This is a genomic window from Marinifilum sp. JC120, from assembly GCA_004923195.1.
Lineage (GTDB): Bacteria > Desulfobacterota > Desulfovibrionia > Desulfovibrionales > Desulfovibrionaceae > Maridesulfovibrio.
This window is the reverse complement of the sequence record RDSB01000018.1, coordinates 32,894-48,258: the sequence shown is the minus strand read 5'-3', so window position 1 is coordinate 48,258 and position 15,365 is coordinate 32,894. Positions and strand designations below refer to the sequence as shown.

At 47.6% G+C, this 15,365-nt stretch carries 18 protein-coding genes; 10 read left to right on the top strand and 8 right to left on the bottom strand.

Annotation, left to right across the window (positions count from 1 at the left end; translation table 11 throughout):
- Nucleotides 1-18: 18 nt before the first annotated feature.
- Complete coding sequence (locus tag D0S45_16125; protein TIH13050.1) at nt 19-888, bottom strand: septal ring lytic transglycosylase RlpA family protein; 870 nt, start codon at nt 886-888, stop codon at nt 19-21.
- 249 nt (nt 889-1,137) lie between these two features.
- Between D0S45_16125 and D0S45_16120 the strand changes: the two genes are divergently transcribed.
- Together D0S45_16120 and D0S45_16115 are read left to right on the top strand one after the other, a co-directional pair.
- Nucleotides 1,138-1,833, top strand: a complete 696-nt coding sequence (locus tag D0S45_16120) for a Crp/Fnr family transcriptional regulator (protein TIH13049.1) — start codon at nt 1,138-1,140, stop codon at nt 1,831-1,833.
- A gap of 99 nt (nt 1,834-1,932) precedes the next feature.
- Nucleotides 1,933-2,214, top strand: coding sequence for a TIGR04076 family protein (locus tag D0S45_16115; GenBank protein TIH13048.1), 282 nt, complete (start codon nt 1,933-1,935; stop codon nt 2,212-2,214).
- 89 nt (nt 2,215-2,303) lie between these two features.
- Here D0S45_16115 and D0S45_16110 read toward each other — a convergent pair whose 3' ends face one another.
- The 5 genes from D0S45_16110 to D0S45_16090 all read right to left on the bottom strand — a co-directional run bounded on the left by D0S45_16110 (nt 2,304) and on the right by D0S45_16090 (nt 7,842).
- Nucleotides 2,304-2,819, bottom strand: a complete 516-nt coding sequence (locus D0S45_16110) for a cyclic nucleotide-binding domain-containing protein (protein TIH13047.1) — start codon at nt 2,817-2,819, stop codon at nt 2,304-2,306.
- A complete protein-coding gene (locus D0S45_16105; GenBank protein ID TIH13046.1) occupies nt 2,812-3,960 on the bottom strand; it encodes a potassium channel protein in 1,149 nt (382 codons plus the stop codon). Before D0S45_16105 ends, D0S45_16110 begins: the two co-directional genes overlap by 8 nt.
- Before the next feature lie 141 nt (nt 3,961-4,101).
- Nucleotides 4,102-4,584: a LysM peptidoglycan-binding domain-containing protein gene (locus tag D0S45_16100; GenBank protein ID TIH13045.1), complete on the bottom strand. Its 483-nt coding sequence runs from the start codon at nt 4,582-4,584 to the stop codon at nt 4,102-4,104.
- Nucleotides 4,585-4,641: 57 nt separating this feature from the next.
- Nucleotides 4,642-5,412, bottom strand: coding sequence for a hypothetical protein (locus D0S45_16095; protein TIH13044.1), 771 nt, complete (start codon nt 5,410-5,412; stop codon nt 4,642-4,644).
- Nucleotides 5,413-5,430: 18 nt separating this feature from the next.
- The gene (locus tag D0S45_16090) at nt 5,431-7,842 is read right to left on the bottom strand and encodes an ATP-binding protein (protein TIH13043.1); all 2,412 of its coding nucleotides are present in this window, start codon (nt 7,840-7,842) and stop codon (nt 5,431-5,433) included.
- A gap of 447 nt (nt 7,843-8,289) precedes the next feature.
- On the opposite strand from D0S45_16090, the gene D0S45_16085 reads away from it, so the two are divergent.
- From D0S45_16085 to atpE, 4 genes are all read left to right on the top strand, one after another.
- Entirely contained in the window at nt 8,290-8,559 is a 270-nt protein-coding gene (locus tag D0S45_16085) for an AtpZ/AtpI family protein (protein TIH13042.1), read from the top strand.
- Nucleotides 8,537-8,959, top strand: a complete 423-nt coding sequence (locus tag D0S45_16080) for an ATP synthase subunit I (GenBank protein TIH13041.1) — start codon at nt 8,537-8,539, stop codon at nt 8,957-8,959. The genes D0S45_16085 and D0S45_16080 overlap by 23 nt, the downstream gene beginning before the upstream one ends.
- Nucleotides 8,960-8,964: 5 nt before the next feature.
- Nucleotides 8,965-9,651: an ATP synthase F0 subunit A gene (gene atpB / locus D0S45_16075; GenBank protein ID TIH13040.1), complete on the top strand. Its 687-nt coding sequence runs from the start codon at nt 8,965-8,967 to the stop codon at nt 9,649-9,651.
- 75 nt (nt 9,652-9,726) lie between these two features.
- Nucleotides 9,727-10,050 (top strand): ATP synthase F0 subunit C, encoded by a 324-nt coding sequence (gene atpE / locus D0S45_16070; GenBank protein TIH13039.1) that lies wholly within the window; start codon nt 9,727-9,729, stop codon nt 10,048-10,050.
- Here atpE and D0S45_16065 read toward each other — a convergent pair.
- The gene (locus tag D0S45_16065) at nt 10,040-10,276 is read right to left on the bottom strand and encodes a hypothetical protein (GenBank protein TIH13038.1); all 237 of its coding nucleotides are present in this window, start codon (nt 10,274-10,276) and stop codon (nt 10,040-10,042) included. The two genes, atpE and D0S45_16065, sit on opposite strands and share 11 nt — an antisense overlap.
- A 128-nt stretch (nt 10,277-10,404) precedes the next feature.
- On the opposite strand from D0S45_16065, the gene D0S45_16060 reads away from it, so the two are divergent.
- Nucleotides 10,405-11,034, top strand: coding sequence for a redox-sensing transcriptional repressor Rex (locus D0S45_16060; protein TIH13037.1), 630 nt, complete (start codon nt 10,405-10,407; stop codon nt 11,032-11,034).
- A gap of 59 nt (nt 11,035-11,093) precedes the next feature.
- Here D0S45_16060 and D0S45_16055 read toward each other — a convergent pair whose 3' ends face one another.
- Nucleotides 11,094-12,572: a sigma-54-dependent Fis family transcriptional regulator gene (locus D0S45_16055; protein ID TIH13036.1), complete on the bottom strand. Its 1,479-nt coding sequence runs from the start codon at nt 12,570-12,572 to the stop codon at nt 11,094-11,096.
- A 175-nt stretch (nt 12,573-12,747) separates the two neighbouring features.
- Here D0S45_16055 and D0S45_16050 point away from each other — a divergent pair, with 175 nt between their 5' ends.
- From D0S45_16050 to rsmG, 3 genes are read left to right on the top strand one after another with little or no spacing between them, the layout of a single operon-like run.
- Nucleotides 12,748-13,206, top strand: a complete 459-nt coding sequence (locus tag D0S45_16050; GenBank protein TIH13035.1) for a MarR family transcriptional regulator — start codon at nt 12,748-12,750, stop codon at nt 13,204-13,206.
- A gap of 19 nt (nt 13,207-13,225) precedes the next feature.
- On the top strand, nt 13,226-14,650 hold the full coding sequence (locus D0S45_16045) for an MFS transporter (protein TIH13034.1): 1,425 nt from the start codon (nt 13,226-13,228) through the stop codon (nt 14,648-14,650).
- Nucleotides 14,650-15,351, top strand: a complete 702-nt coding sequence (gene rsmG / locus D0S45_16040) for a 16S rRNA (guanine(527)-N(7))-methyltransferase RsmG (GenBank protein ID TIH13033.1) — start codon at nt 14,650-14,652, stop codon at nt 15,349-15,351. Before D0S45_16045 ends, rsmG begins: the two co-directional genes overlap by 1 nt.
- Nucleotides 15,352-15,365 lie beyond the last annotated feature (14 nt).

Genomic DNA, 15,365 nt, shown 5'->3' with positions numbered 1-15,365 from the left:
TTCAAATTTGATCGTTGACTATTTGGTAACGAGGATCACGTTTCCGTATTCATCTCCCAGAGTCGTCATGGCGTCTTCAGCAGCAGGAATGTTGTAAAAGTACCCGGCCTGAACACGCATGAATTTCTGACCGTTTACATCCACTTCCACCATGCGGGATTCCTTGTAGCCGCCGTCGCGTAGCGATTGCAGCACATTCTGAGCCCGGTCGCTATCGGTGAATGCGCCTACCTGAATGTAGTAATGAGCCTGCGCGGTGGCTTGCTCTGTGATTATTATTTCTTCAACTTCAGGCGCGGCCTGCACTGTCTCTTCCATAACGGCTTCTTCGTCGGGAGCCGCTGTCTCTGCTACTATTTCAGTTGCTTCCACAGGCTCCACATTTACATCTTCAATAGCCCGCAATTCAACAGGGGTAAGACCTTTGCTGATAATCCCCAGCTTAGAAGCTGCTGCGTATGAAAGGTCGATAATCCTTAAATCAGGGTCGGCAAAAGGACCGCGATCATTAACCCTGACGATGGTCCTACGTCCGCTGGAGCGGTCGGTTACTTCGAGCATGGTGCCCATGGGCAAGGTGCGGTGGGCGGCGGTCATGGCGTACATGTTGTATGTTTCGCCGTTGGCAGTTGTTTTGCCGTGGAAATCGTCACCATACCATGAAGCGAGCCCTTGAGCTTTGTACCCTTTGGAACTGAGGTGCGGTACATAACTCTGGCCATGCACGGTGTATGGATCTGTTTTCAGAACCGGCTTAACTACATTCGGGGAATCCTGTTTCTTTACCTTATGATGGGTAACTGCAGGAGTGGAATAAATTCTTTTTTTTGCACAGCCTGCGGGAAAAACCAGCAACAGGACTGCAAGCAGAAGTATATATCTGGACATTTGTGCCTCCGTCATATGAAAAGTCTTTAATTACCGATGCCCTGACGAAGCAATCGGTAACCCATCCATAGTTGTTGAATGCGTTAAAGTCCAGCAGTCATTGTTATACATATAAAAGGGCGTGATTAATTTTATATCTTTCCTGTGGGATATTGTAGAAGTGCTACGCCGGAAACACTGGACCGTACGTTTATGCTGTGACAAATTCTTGGGCAGAAATGTTTTTAACAAAAGTAAGGGTCAACACGTATGGAATGTATCTGTGATCAATGCGGTGCAGGGGATTCAGCTGGAACAAGCGCATGCTTAAAGGATTTGTGGATATTCGACCATTTTACTGAAAGCCAACTTCAGGAGTTGCAAACGATCGGACTTAGAAGGGAAATTCCTAAAGGGCAGCTTGTTTTCAGTCAGGGAGGGGTGGCTGATGAACTGTTTCTTGTCAGGTCGGGAAGAATTAAACTTAGTAAAGTTAATGAAGACGGAACCGAGGTGACTCTCGATTTTAGAAAACATGGTGATGTTCTTGGTGAAGATCTTTTTTCGGGCGTCGAAACTTATCCGGTAAGTGCCTGGGCAATAGAGGAAACAATAACTTGCGGTTTTAATCTTGGTAGCTTTCAATCTCTTATCCGCCAAAATCCGGAGATCGGGCTTAATGTGATAAAATCTATGAGCAGTAAAATTTCGTCTCTGTCCAGTAGGATTGAGAGTATCGCGGAGGTCGGTCTTGAGGATAGGCTTTACAGTGTCCTTGCCAGCATTTCTAAAGAACATGGGCTCAGGATTGGCGATGTCTATAAGCTGCCTTTTAAAATGACCCACGAAGAACTTGCATTTTTAGTTGGGGCACATCGGGTCAGTATTACCAAGGCCATGCAGGCTTTGGTCTCTAATGGCAGAATTAGCTCTAAAAATAAGATCATCACACTAAAAAGTCTTTGATGTAGCTTTCGCTACAGAATTTCCCCATTTGCTCCTTTAGATAATTAGTCATTGCTGTCGCAATCGACGTAAATCAAAATATACTGAAGGAGCAAAACAATGCCTATTAAGTTTCCAGCTATCGGTAATAAGGTTGTAGCGAGAATTATTGAGATCAAAGGAAATTGTACTATTGAAATGAAGCTTGGTGATGAATTTGAACTAAGCACCCATAGGTGCGGTGATTTCTGCGGATTATTTTACAATAATATTGCAGGGTGGGTGACTACGTTGCAGCTGGGAGGAACTTTCCCATTTAGTGATGATCCAGATGTTCAAGTCTGGGAATGTCCCAACGCCAGCAACAAGGTCAAGGTAGAACTTCGTCGTATCAGGGGATAACACTCTTAGAGTTTGTTTTGATCGCCGGAAGGAAATCACTATACGCATACAGGTATTAGTAATTCTTTCCGGCGTGTCTGTTACAGTCGCTACCTACTGCTCCGCGAAAGAGCCAAAGCCAGAGCTGTGGTCAGCTTAACCAGTTCATTGTTGTTGCGGCGTACTGTTGCAGCGAGTCTTTTGCCGATGGTCATGAGCAGCTTTCCACCTATGGCCGGATGTTCCCCCACAAATTCAAAAAATTTCATGCGGTCGGTAATCAGAAATTCCGAGTCTTCCACCACTGTGACCGTTGCCGAACGTTGGTCACGGTCAATAAGTGCGATTTCCCCGAACATGGGAAAGCTGCTGTCATCTAGATTTGCCAATACTTTGTTGGGATTTTTCAGTTCGCTAAGGGGCAGGGACATGCCTTTCATGAGCATGGCTTTTGTTATGCGGACTTTTCCATCCACAAGAATGAATATTTCGTCTCCTTCTTCACCTTCGGATATGATTTCCGTGCCAGAGCGGACCGCAATACTGGCAAAGATCGATTTTACCTGTTGCAGTTCTTCTTCATCGAGGTTCTGGAAAAGGGGTATGGATTGCCAGTATTCAGCCATGCTCGGTTCCTCCCGAAGAGCTGATCACCAGCAGGGCGTCATATTCGGCCATGGGCTCATCATCTTGGGGATTCATTTGTACTTTCGGTCCCTGCATGCCTAGCGAAGTATCTTGCCCGGAATTTTTGAACAGTTCCATGATGAACTGGTCCAGTGCGGAGCCTTCATCCAGCACGTCCTGCAAGGTCAGGTTCTTACCCAGTTTGCAGGCAGCAACCGGAAGACCGCCGCTGTTGTTTTTGATTCTGGAACTGAGTTCGCCCCAGTTCATTGTCCGTTCTTCGGCATTACATGTCCGGAACTGAAGCTTGCCCGATTCTCCTATGCCGAGCAGGTTGCGAAAAAATGACCACATGGAAGGGCTGGCACCCATCATACCCATCATACGCCCGGAAATTTCTCCACGTACTAGAATTTCATTGGCTCCGGCCCGGAGCAGGTGTTCCTTGTTTTCATGGCGGGCAATTTCCGCATAGATCGGAACCTTGGGGGCTAAAGTACGCAGGGCCAGTACCGCGTAAATGGCCTGCTGATCGGACTCCTTACTGTCCAGTCCGCTCTGGCAGACGATATAGACATTGCGGGCCACGTCCGGGTTGGCTCTGGCAATGACATTGGCCTGACTGATGGTGCCGTGCACAAAATTCAGCCTTTCACCCATATCTAGCCTGAAGGCGATTTCATCTCTGATCTGGCTCTCAAGGTCGCTGACAATTACCAACTGCATTTTTTTGGAAGCAGTTTGTTCGGTAAGAGATTCGATCAGCCCGAAGGCGTAGTCATTCCAGCCGAGTATGATAATGTGGTCACTGGCTTTCACTGATAGCAGCCCCTTGCGTTTTTTGGCTTTCTGCTCCACCAGCATGGAAGCCATATTACCGGTTAGTGATGTAACCAGCCCGATGCCGGAGATCATGACCAGCCCGCCGAGGATTCTACCGGGTACGGTGGTCGGCACCATGTCCCCATATCCTACAGTGGTCAGGGTTACGATGGCCCACCAAAAAGCATGGGATATCCGTGCGTCCTCACCCTCACTGAGTTCTATCCAGTAGAAAGCCAGCGTGCTTAGAATGAGGAGCAGGGCTGTGGCAATGACCAGCTTGCCGAATCCCGATCTGAGCCAGTTTAGAAATTTCATTTTTCACCTGTATAAAAAGGGAACCAGTCTTTTTAACTATAGCCTGTAATTACACAGTGATTCAAGAGAAAGAAAAAAAGAAAGCCCGGTTTCCACGTTAGTGGAAACCGGGCTTTTAAAAATCTAAATCTACTTGTATTTCTACAGGTAACCGAGAGCTGCTTTCATTTCACCGGGAACAACTGCGTTCTCAGCGGGCTGAAGAGCTTTCCAAGAGGCGCCTGCCTGCTTGCGGATATCCTTAACTTCGTCAAGGGTGAAGCCAGCGCGGGGAACTTCAAGGCTCTGGCCTGCGTAAATCAGGTCAGGGTTCTTGATCTGGTCCCTGTTTGCTTTGTAAATAAGGGGCCACATGAAAGGATCGTTGTAAATCTGCTGGTATTCAGCGATCCACCAGAGGCATTCGCCTTTGGTTACTACGTGTGAAGTGGGCAGAGTTTTGTACTCACTTTCGTAGATTTCCATGGGAGTCGGAGGAACAACTTCAGCTGCGGGTTCTTCTTCAACAACTACAACTTCAGTTTCTTCAACAACCACAACATCTTCCTGCTGGACCTGCTTTTTAGCACATCCCCATGTAAACATCAGGCTGAATACGATTGCGAGCAAAGTCAGTTTTTTCATTTTCAAGGCCTCCTGCTATTAGAAATTTAGTATTGGGTACCCGTTGTTCGGCAATAGTTATACTTTAACTGTTTTCGTCCAATTATCAACAATTTCTTTTTCTTGCAACACCCTAGGGTTGTTCGGGTTTAATTTAAATGCCAGTCCGGTGGCTTCTACTGCTTTTTTCATCCAGCCTCCGAGGCGCAGGCTCCGGGAGGCAAGAACATAAAGCATCTCAGGTTCTTCTTCGTATATTGTGTCGATAAGCATTTCATATTCTTCACGAAAGACTTCAAGAATAAGATGGTTTTGGGAGAAGATCAGCCTGCCTAGAAGGGCATTTTCCTTATGACTTTTCAGGTAAATGGGGAAGAGTTTACGGCAGCGGGCAATAATAAATCTTATGCGGCTGATTTCTCTTTCCATACTTTCTTCGGTCTGCTCAACAACCTGAACAAAGTCCTGTCCGATCATTGATTCCGGCAGGGTGGTATCTTTGCCGCGTAAGTTTGAAAAAAGAGGAGCATAGTTGAGATTCTGGTAGGCATCCTCGCGCAGCTTGAAGGCTTCGTGAAAAATATAGCCCATGCCCCAATCCAGAAAGCGGCCTGAAAGCGGGTCACCTTTTTCATTGCGGAAAAGCAGGTGTGCAGTGTCCTTGAGGCGCCAGAGCAGCCCTTTGTTCATTTTGGTTCCGATAAGGTCGTCAAGAACTTCGAAACTGACACTGCCTTCACGGTCGAATGTTTCGAACTGTTCTTCCAGTGCACTGCCCGCAAGGCAGAAATCCCTGAATGTGTCACGAACAAACTCAGGTATTTTGGACATTATCCATGAGTTGGACATATGAATTTCCTGTCGGGTTTATTTTTTACATTCTGCAAGGCTGGCCAGTTTTGCCAGTTCCGCCAGCCTGTCATCAGCTTTGCGGTAAAGCGTTCCTTCCGGGAATTTACCGTCTTCATCCCGGACTCCGGCTTCCGTTCCGGTGAGGATGTAAATGGCTTCTTCAATGGTTTTGACCGGGTAAATATGGAATTCACCATTTTCCACAGCTTGGACAACCTCGCTCCTGAGCATGAGGTTTACCACATTATCGGCCGGAATGAGAACTCCCTGCTTTCCGTTCAAGCCCCTGCGGCGACAGACCTCAAAAAAACCCTCAACCTTGCGGCTGACTCCGCCTACGGCCATGATGGAACCGGACTGACTGACCGCCCCGGTAAAGGCGTAGTCGAATTTGATGGGCACCCCGGAAATTCCGGAAAGCAATGAGGCTAGCTCGGCACCGGACGCGGAGTCTCCTTCAATTCCTGCATAGCTTTGCTCAAAGCAGAGGCTCCCGGTCAGTACGATGGGCTTGTCCTGTGCAAAGAGTCCCACCAGATAGCTTTTGATGATCATCATGCCTTTGGTGTGGATGGGTCCGCCCATGCGGGCTTCGCGTTCAAGGTCGAGAATCCCGCCATGACCTACGCCGATGGTGCAGGATATCTGGTGCGGCAGGCCGAATTCGTAATTACCGAACAGGGTAACAGAAAGTCCGTTGGCCCGTCCGACACCTTCACCGGAGGTTTCCACCTTGATGACCTCGCGGTCATACTCGTTCATGTATTCATCTTCATAAAGATTGGAGCGGAAGTCTTTCATGGAAATAGCTTCTTCCAATGCGGGAAGGTCCACATTTTCTTTGCCGTCCAGTTTTGCCAATGCTGATGCTTCGACCATCATTTCCTTGATTAGCGGGATGCGCAGGGAAAGTTTTTTCTGGTCTTCAGCAAGACGGCTGGAATAATCCACTACCCGTGCCAATGAGTCTTGTTCAAAGGGCAGTAGTTTAGAATCCTGAATAATCTTGCCCAACACCCGGACAAAACGTTCTACATTGTCCGGTTTACGCTCAGCACTGAGCTGCATATGAGCCTTGAGCTTGAAGTATTTACCGAATCTTTCGTCGTTATATAATAATATTTCGTAAGTTTCTTCAGAGCCGATCAGGATCACGGTCAGGTCCAAGGGGATGGGTTCCGGCTCAATGGTTTTGGTGCGGACCTGATCGCCGTCGCCAGGATCTTCAATTTTGGCCTGCCCGGTGCGCAGGGCACGCAATAACCCTTCCCATGAGGAGGGTGTGCTCAAAATATCATCGACATAGACAATCAGGTATCCATGGTTGGCTTTGTGGATAGCCCCGGCTCGGATAAGGGTGAAGTCAGTATACAGGGCTCCCATTTCGGATTCACGTTCAATGGAACCGAGCAGGTTGAACAGGGTCGGGTGGTCGGCCATAACCACCGGGGCACCTTCGGTTTTGCTGTTATCTACTAACAGGTTAACTTCAAAACGGGAGAAAAGTTCTTCCACCGGGGAGGCTTCAGGGAGTTGCAAACCGGGGATGGGAGATGCGGCCTGCGGTTCCTTGGGCATGAACAGCTCGATATTATCAAGAAGTTCTTCTTCAAGGTCACCCAGATAGCTTTTGATTTTTTCGAATTCATCAAAATTTTCATGCAGCGGAGCCAGCAGGTCTTTGAGCAACTCTTTGGCGGAGTCCTGATGCAATTTGCGCTCATCCTTACGGAAACCCTCTTCGGTCTTGCTGATGCGGCGCAGGATGGTGGTCACTTCAGCCAGCAGGTCATCTGCGGCATTGCGCAGAGTCTTGCGCACCTCGGGGTCAAGGCGTTCAAATTCGTCATCGTTTAGGATGCGGCCTTCCACCAGTGGGATCAGAGTCAGTCCACCGTGATCGTCAATCTCAAGGCTGAAGCCACGTTCTTTGGCCAACTCTTCCATGTTGCCGAAAAGGTCTTCCCGTTCATCCTGAAAGGTTCGGGATATCTGTTCAAGGGCTTTTACATGCGGCTCACGCTCAAACCATGTGGGAAGCTGTTCCTTGATCTGAGAAACCGTTTCGGACATGGCGGTTTTGAATTTATTACCCCGTCCGGCAGGAAGGCTCACTGAAATGGGATGGTCCTGTCGGGAGAAATTATGCAGGTAAAGCTGGTCCGGCGGAGTGGCCTGTTTTGCGGCACGCAGTTGGAAATATTCGCGGGCAAAGTAGCTCCTGCCGAGGTTGGGATCACCGGAAAGGTATAAGTTGTGGCAGGTCCCTTTGATGGCAAGGGCCATGCGGAAGGCCTGTAATGCCCGGGGCTGGAACTGGTCGTAATCGTATTTTGATTCGGGTATTTCGTTGCTGGAAATATATTTAATTTCTGACGGTTCTTGTCTGGAGCTGAGTCTGTCCAGTGTCAATTCATTGATAGTCATATTTTTGTATTCATCCTGTATTAAATCTGTATCCGGTTAGAGTTATAAGACTTACGTTGATATGAAAAAAAAGTCACTCCGTCTGATTTGGCTTGGATTTTACTGCGGCTGCTGATTGTGAAATTTTTTACAAATATAAAATGGTCATAATTTTAGTGTATTACAGAGAAATGTGGATGAAAAATGAATTGAATATACGTTCAAAATTGATTTTGCAGTTGCATACAGGTCTATTCAGGGCTATGAAATTCAGGTGATTTTAGTTGCGAGGTGGGTTCCTCTGCTGATCTTTGGAATAATATTTCAGCTAAATAGGGCTTCTGGATAAAGAATCCGTTGACTCTTATTTGGGGGTTGTGCTAGACGGGACTCACTTGTGAAGGTTTGCGCAAAGTCCGCTTTGCGCACCAAATTCCATCCCGGATAAAATAAAGGACCGGAAGCAACATGTTCTTCTTAAATGGGAATAAAGAGACTTTTGATCTGCTCGGCAATGCCGCAACGATCGGAACTCATCTAGTTGTCTCCACCTTTGTCGGGTTGGGTATCGGGTGGTATCTCGATAAATGGTTGGGAACGAAGCCTTGGCTTCTAATTGTTTTCTTGTGTTTCGGAATCGCTGCCGGCTTCAAGAATGTATTCGATGAAGTTCAGCGCATTCAAAAAAAGGATCAGGGGAAAGTTCCTGAAACCAATGAAAATAAATCAGAAGACTGAATCATTCCTCCACAGGCGGGGCTTCACTCATCCGGACGTACGCAGTTTGGTACGAAATCAATTGTATCTTGCTGTTGGAACATGTTTTATCGCTGCCGTATTATCCATCGGGTTTGCCCATTGGGCACTGGGTTTGGCAGCAGGAGCGGTTCTAGTAACGTTCAACTTCTGGTCGCTGGCCAAGTTCGGTCAGCATCTGGCTTATATGCGCAAGGGCGCGGTTGTGTCCTTGTTGATTCGCTTCTACGGTCGACTCATTTTATCCGGGTTGGCCATTTACGGACTCATCGTCTGGGGGCAGTGTTCCATAACCGCTCTTCTGGTAGGTCTTAGTACAGTAGTTGCGAATGCGATATTTTGGGGCGTAGCCGGGTTACGGCAAAAAGTGAAGGAGGCATAAGGATCATGGCTGGAGGTTTACCACATCCATTATTGATCATGACAGAGCTTAATAATGCTCTGGGAACTCACATCCCCAACCACGTGTGGTACACATGGTTCGGAATGAGTGTTCTTTTTGTACTGGGTTTCATCGTATCCAGAAGGCTCAGTCTGGTTCCTGGCGGGGTGCAGAACCTTGCCGAGATCATCATCGGGGGACTGGAAGATTTTGTCGTCAGTAACGTCGGTGAGGGCGGACGTCAGGTTTTCCCTTTCATGTGTACTCTTTTTGTATACATCCTCGTACTGAACCTCATGGGTCTTGTTCCCGGTTTTGACGCTCCTACTGCGAACGTCAACACCAACGCAGCGATGGCTGTATGTACTTTTCTTTATTACAACTATATTGGTCTCAAACTTCATGGGGCCGGTTACATCAAGCATTTCATGGGCCCAATTCCGGCTCTTGCTCCCTTGATGTTTATCATCGAAGTGGTTTCCCACATCTCCCGTCCGCTTTCGCTTACACTGCGTCTGTTCGGTAACATCCGGGGTGAAGAAATCGTTCTCGTACTTCTGTTCCTGCTTGCTCCCGTAGTTTCCACCCTGCCCATGTACTTCCTGTTCATGCTGGCAAAGGTTATCCAGGCTTTCATTTTCTTCATGCTGACCATGATTTATCTGAAAGGTTCTCTGGAAGAAGCTCACTAGGATTTAGGCAAACTTAATTTTGGGGAAATGGTCTAACGACCTGTTAAATAAACTTATATTTTGGAGGATTTTACAATGCGTAAAGCTCTGCTTATCGTTCTGAACACCATGGCTCTGGTTCTCGCTGCTGGTGCAGCATTCGCTGCTGGCGTAGCTCCTGAAGTTGCTTCCGCAACCGCTACTGCTACCGCTCTCGGTATGGCTATCGCTGCTGCTGGTTGTGGTATCGGTCAGGGCCTCGGTCTGAAAGCTGCTTGTGAAGGTACTGCACGTAACCCCGAAGCTGGTGGTAAAATCACTGTTACTCTGATTCTTGGCCTGGCATTCGTAGAATCCCTCGCCATTTACGCTCTCGTTGTTAACCTGATCCTGCTCTTCGCTAACCCCCTCATCGGTTAGTCTTAAGGATTTGGAAATATTTAAAGGAGGTCTTCGGACCTCCTTTTTTTTCCGCAAGTATTGTTAATTTTTTCACATATTTTGATGCCAGTATCGGGGTTTTACGGGCATTAAGGCTATAATCCCCTGCATAAATTAATATTATGCGGTTAACGGGGTAGCCGAAACCAAGGGTTTTAGTATATATAAATCTAATGGAAGGTGGCGGAAAAGGTTGCTTTCGCATCCACTCTCCAGTAAGGGAGTGAGCGAACTTGCGAGGGAAGGTGTTGGTCTTTTCGGACCTAAGAGCCTTAAACTACCAGCCGAGACTTTTCGGGCAAGTGCATTTGTCATGGAAAATAGGAAACTAAAGTGAAAACCCAGAATATCCCCAAAGCGACCATTAAAAGGCTTGCTGTTTACATACAGGTTTTGACAGGACTCAAACGGGACGGAGTAGAGGTTATATCCTCTGAGAAACTGGCCCGTGCATGTTCGGTCAATCCTTCTCAGATTCGTAAGGATCTGGCATATTTCGGTGAATTTGGCGTGCGTGGCGTTGGCTATTACGTGCACGAACTCATCTCTTCAATTAAGCAGTCCCTCGGTGTTGACCGGGTTTGGGGCTGTGCTCTTGTTGGCGTCGGTAACCTCGGGCGCGCTTTGTTGCGTCATAAGGAATTTGCTCTGCGCGGTTTTTCCATTCGCGCTGCATTTGACTGCGATCCCTATAAAATCGGGGAAGTGGTTTCCGGGCTTGAGGTTGTCTGCACTCGCCAGTTCAAGGCAAGAGTGGAAGAGTTGGGGCTTGAGATCGGAATCATTACTACACCTCCTGAAAGGGCGCAGCGTGCTGCAAACTATCTTGTGGACGGTGGTATCAAAGGCATCGTTAACTTCGCTCAGGCGCGAATTGAAGTACCTAAAAATGTTCCGGTAGAATACGTTGATTTCACTCATCATTTTTATTCCGTAGCTTTTAATATCAGCTCTATGGAATAAATAGTTTACACAAATCAGTCAGAAATGAATCCCCTGCTACCATGAGTCGCAGGGGATTTTTATTGCTCGACTGAGTACTGCTTCTTGATATTGTGTTTTTTTAGCAAGGCGTAAAGTCTGGATACCGAAATCCCGGATACTTTAGCTGCCTCCGTCATATTTGCCCGGCTGAGGAGGATCAATTGCTCAAGATAAATTTTTTCCGCATTTTTAACCGCTTCTTCCCGGTATTCTTTAAAGAACGGGAGTTTGTTAACATCCGGTACATTGATTTTGGGTAAAGGAATTTCTTCGTTTTGGCCTTGGTTTTTGCGAGGTTTGTTACCTTTAATCAAGGTCAGACTGTTACGGGTTTCCTGCTTAGGGAGCACTGATGCCTGTGCCGCTGAGACGCGCAGTCTAACCGGGAGGTGGATGGGTAAAAATTCCCCGGCACCGGGATTTGAGGTGAAAACCTGTTCCAGTACATTGAATAGTTCACGCACATTCCCCGGCCATGGGTATGACTTGAGTGCATCAAGAAATTCATCAGATATAGCAATGGGTGAAGCATTAAAATCAGCTGCCAGCTTGTTAAGGTAGTAGCGGGATAGTCTGTGGATGTCTTCGCCGCGCTGTCTTAAGGGGGGGAGCTCGATGTTGAAGGCTTGTAATCTGTATAGCAGATCCTGCCTGAAGCGTCCGTTTTGGACCAATGCTTCAAGATCACGGTTGGTTGCCGCTACCAGCCTGAAATCACTTTGTTCTTCTTCATTACCTCCAACAGGACGATAAGTGCGCTCTTGTAATACTCTGAGAAATGATTTTTGTATCGAAACAGGCAGTTCGCCCACTTCATCAAGAAAAAGTGTTCCACCGTCTGCCTTGGTAATCAGTCCTTCTTGACTTTTGTCAGCACTGGTGAAAGCTCCGCGCTGATGACCGAATAGAATGGATTCCACAAGGTTTTCAGGGATGGATGCGCAGTCCACAATTATGAAAGGCCCAGTGCGGCGCATGCTGTTATCATGCACAGCCCGGGCAAAGAGTTCCTTGCCTGTGCCTGTCTCTCCAAGCAGGAGTACTCCCACATGACTTTCGGCTGCTTTAGCGGCCTGACCGAGGCAACGCATTATTGAGTCAGAGCGTCCTACAATATTGTGGTGTCCGAGTTTGGGACTGGAGGATTGTTTTTCGCTGCGGTACTGGAAGACTCGCTTCATATGCAGCATGTATTCTTCCTGGCTGGCAGGTTTTGAAATATAGTCCCATGCTCCTGAATTGATAGCTAGTTCCGCACCCTTTGAATCACCTTTGCCTGTGATGATGATAACTTCCGGCATGTTAGTCAGCTGTTGCAACTCAGGCAGGGCGTCCAGCCCATTACCATCAGGCAGGATTACATCGAGAAAAACAACGTCGAAACGTTCTTCGCGGGCTAAGGTCATGCCCTCTTTAAGGGTTAGGGCTTTTTCCCCGTTGTGGTTCAGGGCTTCGGCTATGGCGATTAGCAGTTCTCCGATAAACGGGTCATCATCAATAATTAGGACATTTGCCATTAGTAGTTCCGATTGATTCGCAGTTGAGGTATTATGTTAATAATTGAGTAGGTTTTAAAGCATATGAGCATACGTTCTTGCGCGAATCAACTGTTTTTGTTTTTTTCATTGACGAATGAAAAGTCTGTGCTTAGTTGATTAGTCAACGGTTGATTGATCAACAAAGAGAAAGAAGATGTTAAAAAAACACGTTTCATTCGGTTTTATGAACAGTCAGATGGGTAGGCTGCACAAGGCTATCCTCGCTGAAAAGCTTAAATCAATAGGCATAACCTACGGTCAGGTCGGCTTTATCATGCAGGCAACTCGGTTTCCGGGCAGGTCGCAGGATGAATTGTCCACGGTTTTGAGCGTGGATAAGGCTGCTACTGCCCGGGCTGTGGCAAAATTGGTCAAGCAGGGGTTGCTTTATAGGGAAGAAAACCCTGTGAATAAACGTCAAAAGCTGGTTTACCCCACTGAGAAGGCCATGGCTCTTCGAGAAAACTTACATCGTGAATTAATTGAAAGTAATAAGATAATGATGTCCGGCCTTACAAAAGAAGAATCTGAGATGCTGATAAAGTTGATGGTCAAAGTAATTGATAGAAGTCGTGAAAATCTCGATATGCCTCGTGTTTGGGATTATTTATAGATTTTTTCAGGAGTACAAAATGGATGATGCAAAGAAAAGAGCCGTAATATTTGCTGTGTCGGTCACCCAGTTCACTATGCCTTTCATGTTTTCGGCTGTGGGTATAACCCTGCCTGTCATGGGAACTGAGTTCGGAGCAAGCGGGTTGGATCTTAGTCTTGTGGAATCTGTATATATAGGCAGTGTGGCCGCGTTGCTGCTGCCCTTTGGAAGGTTGGCTGACATGCACGGCAGGCAGCCTATGTTTCGGCTGGGAGTGCTATTGTATGCAGTCTTTACCTTGTTGATAGGATTTGCTCAGAATATTGATACCGTAATCGTGTTGCGTATGATCCAGGGTATAGTTGGGGGAATGTGTATTGCCACCAACATGGCTCTGCTGACGAATTCTGTTCCTAAGGAGGAGCGCGGTAAGGCCATGGGTTTGGCTGTGGCTGCTGTTTATGTTGGGCTTTCCGCAGGACCATATGTGGGAGGTCTTTTGACATCTCATTTGGGCTGGCGTTGGATTTACTACCTGAGTATGTTTCCACTGGGAATTTCATATTATGTCGCCTACCGCAACCTTAATGGAAAATTCCGTTCTTCGACTGAAAAATTTGATTATTCCGGCAGTGTTCTCATTTCCTTGTCTATTGCTGCAATTGTTTTCGGCGGAACCAGTCTCGGTGCCGGATGGTTCGGACCAGCAGCGTTGATAGCCGGGATATTTGGGGTTGCGTTATTTGTTTACATGCAGGATAGGACGGAATTTCCGTTGGTTGAATTGACCCTGTTCAAAGAAAGGCGGGATTTTTCCGATGCCGCTCTGGTTCAATTCATCAACTATGCCGGGACCTTCGGTATCGTTTTTCTGTTCAGCCTATACATGCAGTCCGTTAAGGGGTTTACACCCCATGATGCCGGACTGGTTCTTGTCATTCAGCCTGTTGTGCAGGCGGTGCTGTCACCTCTTTGCGGTGGGTTGGCGGATAGATTTTCCCCGCGGGTATTGGCCCTGCTGGGTATGGTCGCTTGTACTGTCGGAACCGTCATGGGAGCCATGGTCACGTCGCAGACCAGTCTTTTTTACTTGTACACCATGTTTGTGGTGCTGGGAGTGGGGTTTGCTTTGTTCTCATCCCCGAACATGATCATTCTCATGGGCAGTGTTCCACCGTCCCGCTACGGTTTTGCTTCAGCAATTACCGGGGGGCTTAGAACTCTGGGTATGGTTTTCAGTATGGTTATCATTGCTATTTTCCTTTCAACTATAATGGGTAAGGCTCCGGTTTGCCCTGAAACCGCAGTGGACTACCTGACCGTGATGCGTTTTTCATTATTCACTCTTGCTGTTTTGTGTGGAATTGCGGTGCTGATTTCCATTCGCGCGGTGTTCAAAAGGCAAAGAGTTGCCAAGGACGGGCTTTGTGTGCAATCTGCCGGGAACAGCAAGGAGGGCTAATGGCGGAAATAAATATCAGTGCAGCGGATATTCTGGGTGCGGCAAGTAAGTCCGGGCGTAAGCTTAAGGATAATCCGGCGCAGGATGAAGGGTTCAAGGCCGCAACCGATCAGGCAAGGATTTTGGCATATTACCTGACCCTGCTGGTCAAGTGGAATAAGTCCATGAATTTAGTCGGGCCGCAGGGATGGGAGAAAGTTTTTCATTCCTTGATTATCGACAGTTTGTATCTGGCGGATTTTCTGGATTCTCTTGATCTGCCAGACAATCCCGTTTCCCTAGATCTGGGAGCCGGGGCCGGATTACCCGGAATTCCTCTGCGTACTCTTTGGCAGGCCGGGGATTATCATCTGGTTGAATCGCGCGAGAAGCGTTGTATATTCATGCGCACTGCCTTGCGGATGATGAAGCTCCCACGCACCGAGGTTTTTCAGGGCCGGGCGGAAAAGTTTCCGCAGGAAACACTTCCCGCTGACTTGATTCTGAGCAAGGCTTTCATGCCTTGGAAAGAGCTTTTGGAATTTGTAAAGCCAATGGTTGCACCGCAAGGCAGGATCGTGATTCTTTCAAACGATCCCGCTCCGTCCGCTCAGGACTTGGAAGAGCTGGGGCATGATCTGGAAGATTCCATGCAGTATAAGGCCGGTGGCAAAGTGCATTATTTCTGGTGCTTGCGACGGGCTCGCGGTAGTTGGGGGTAGGCAAAAAATATTAC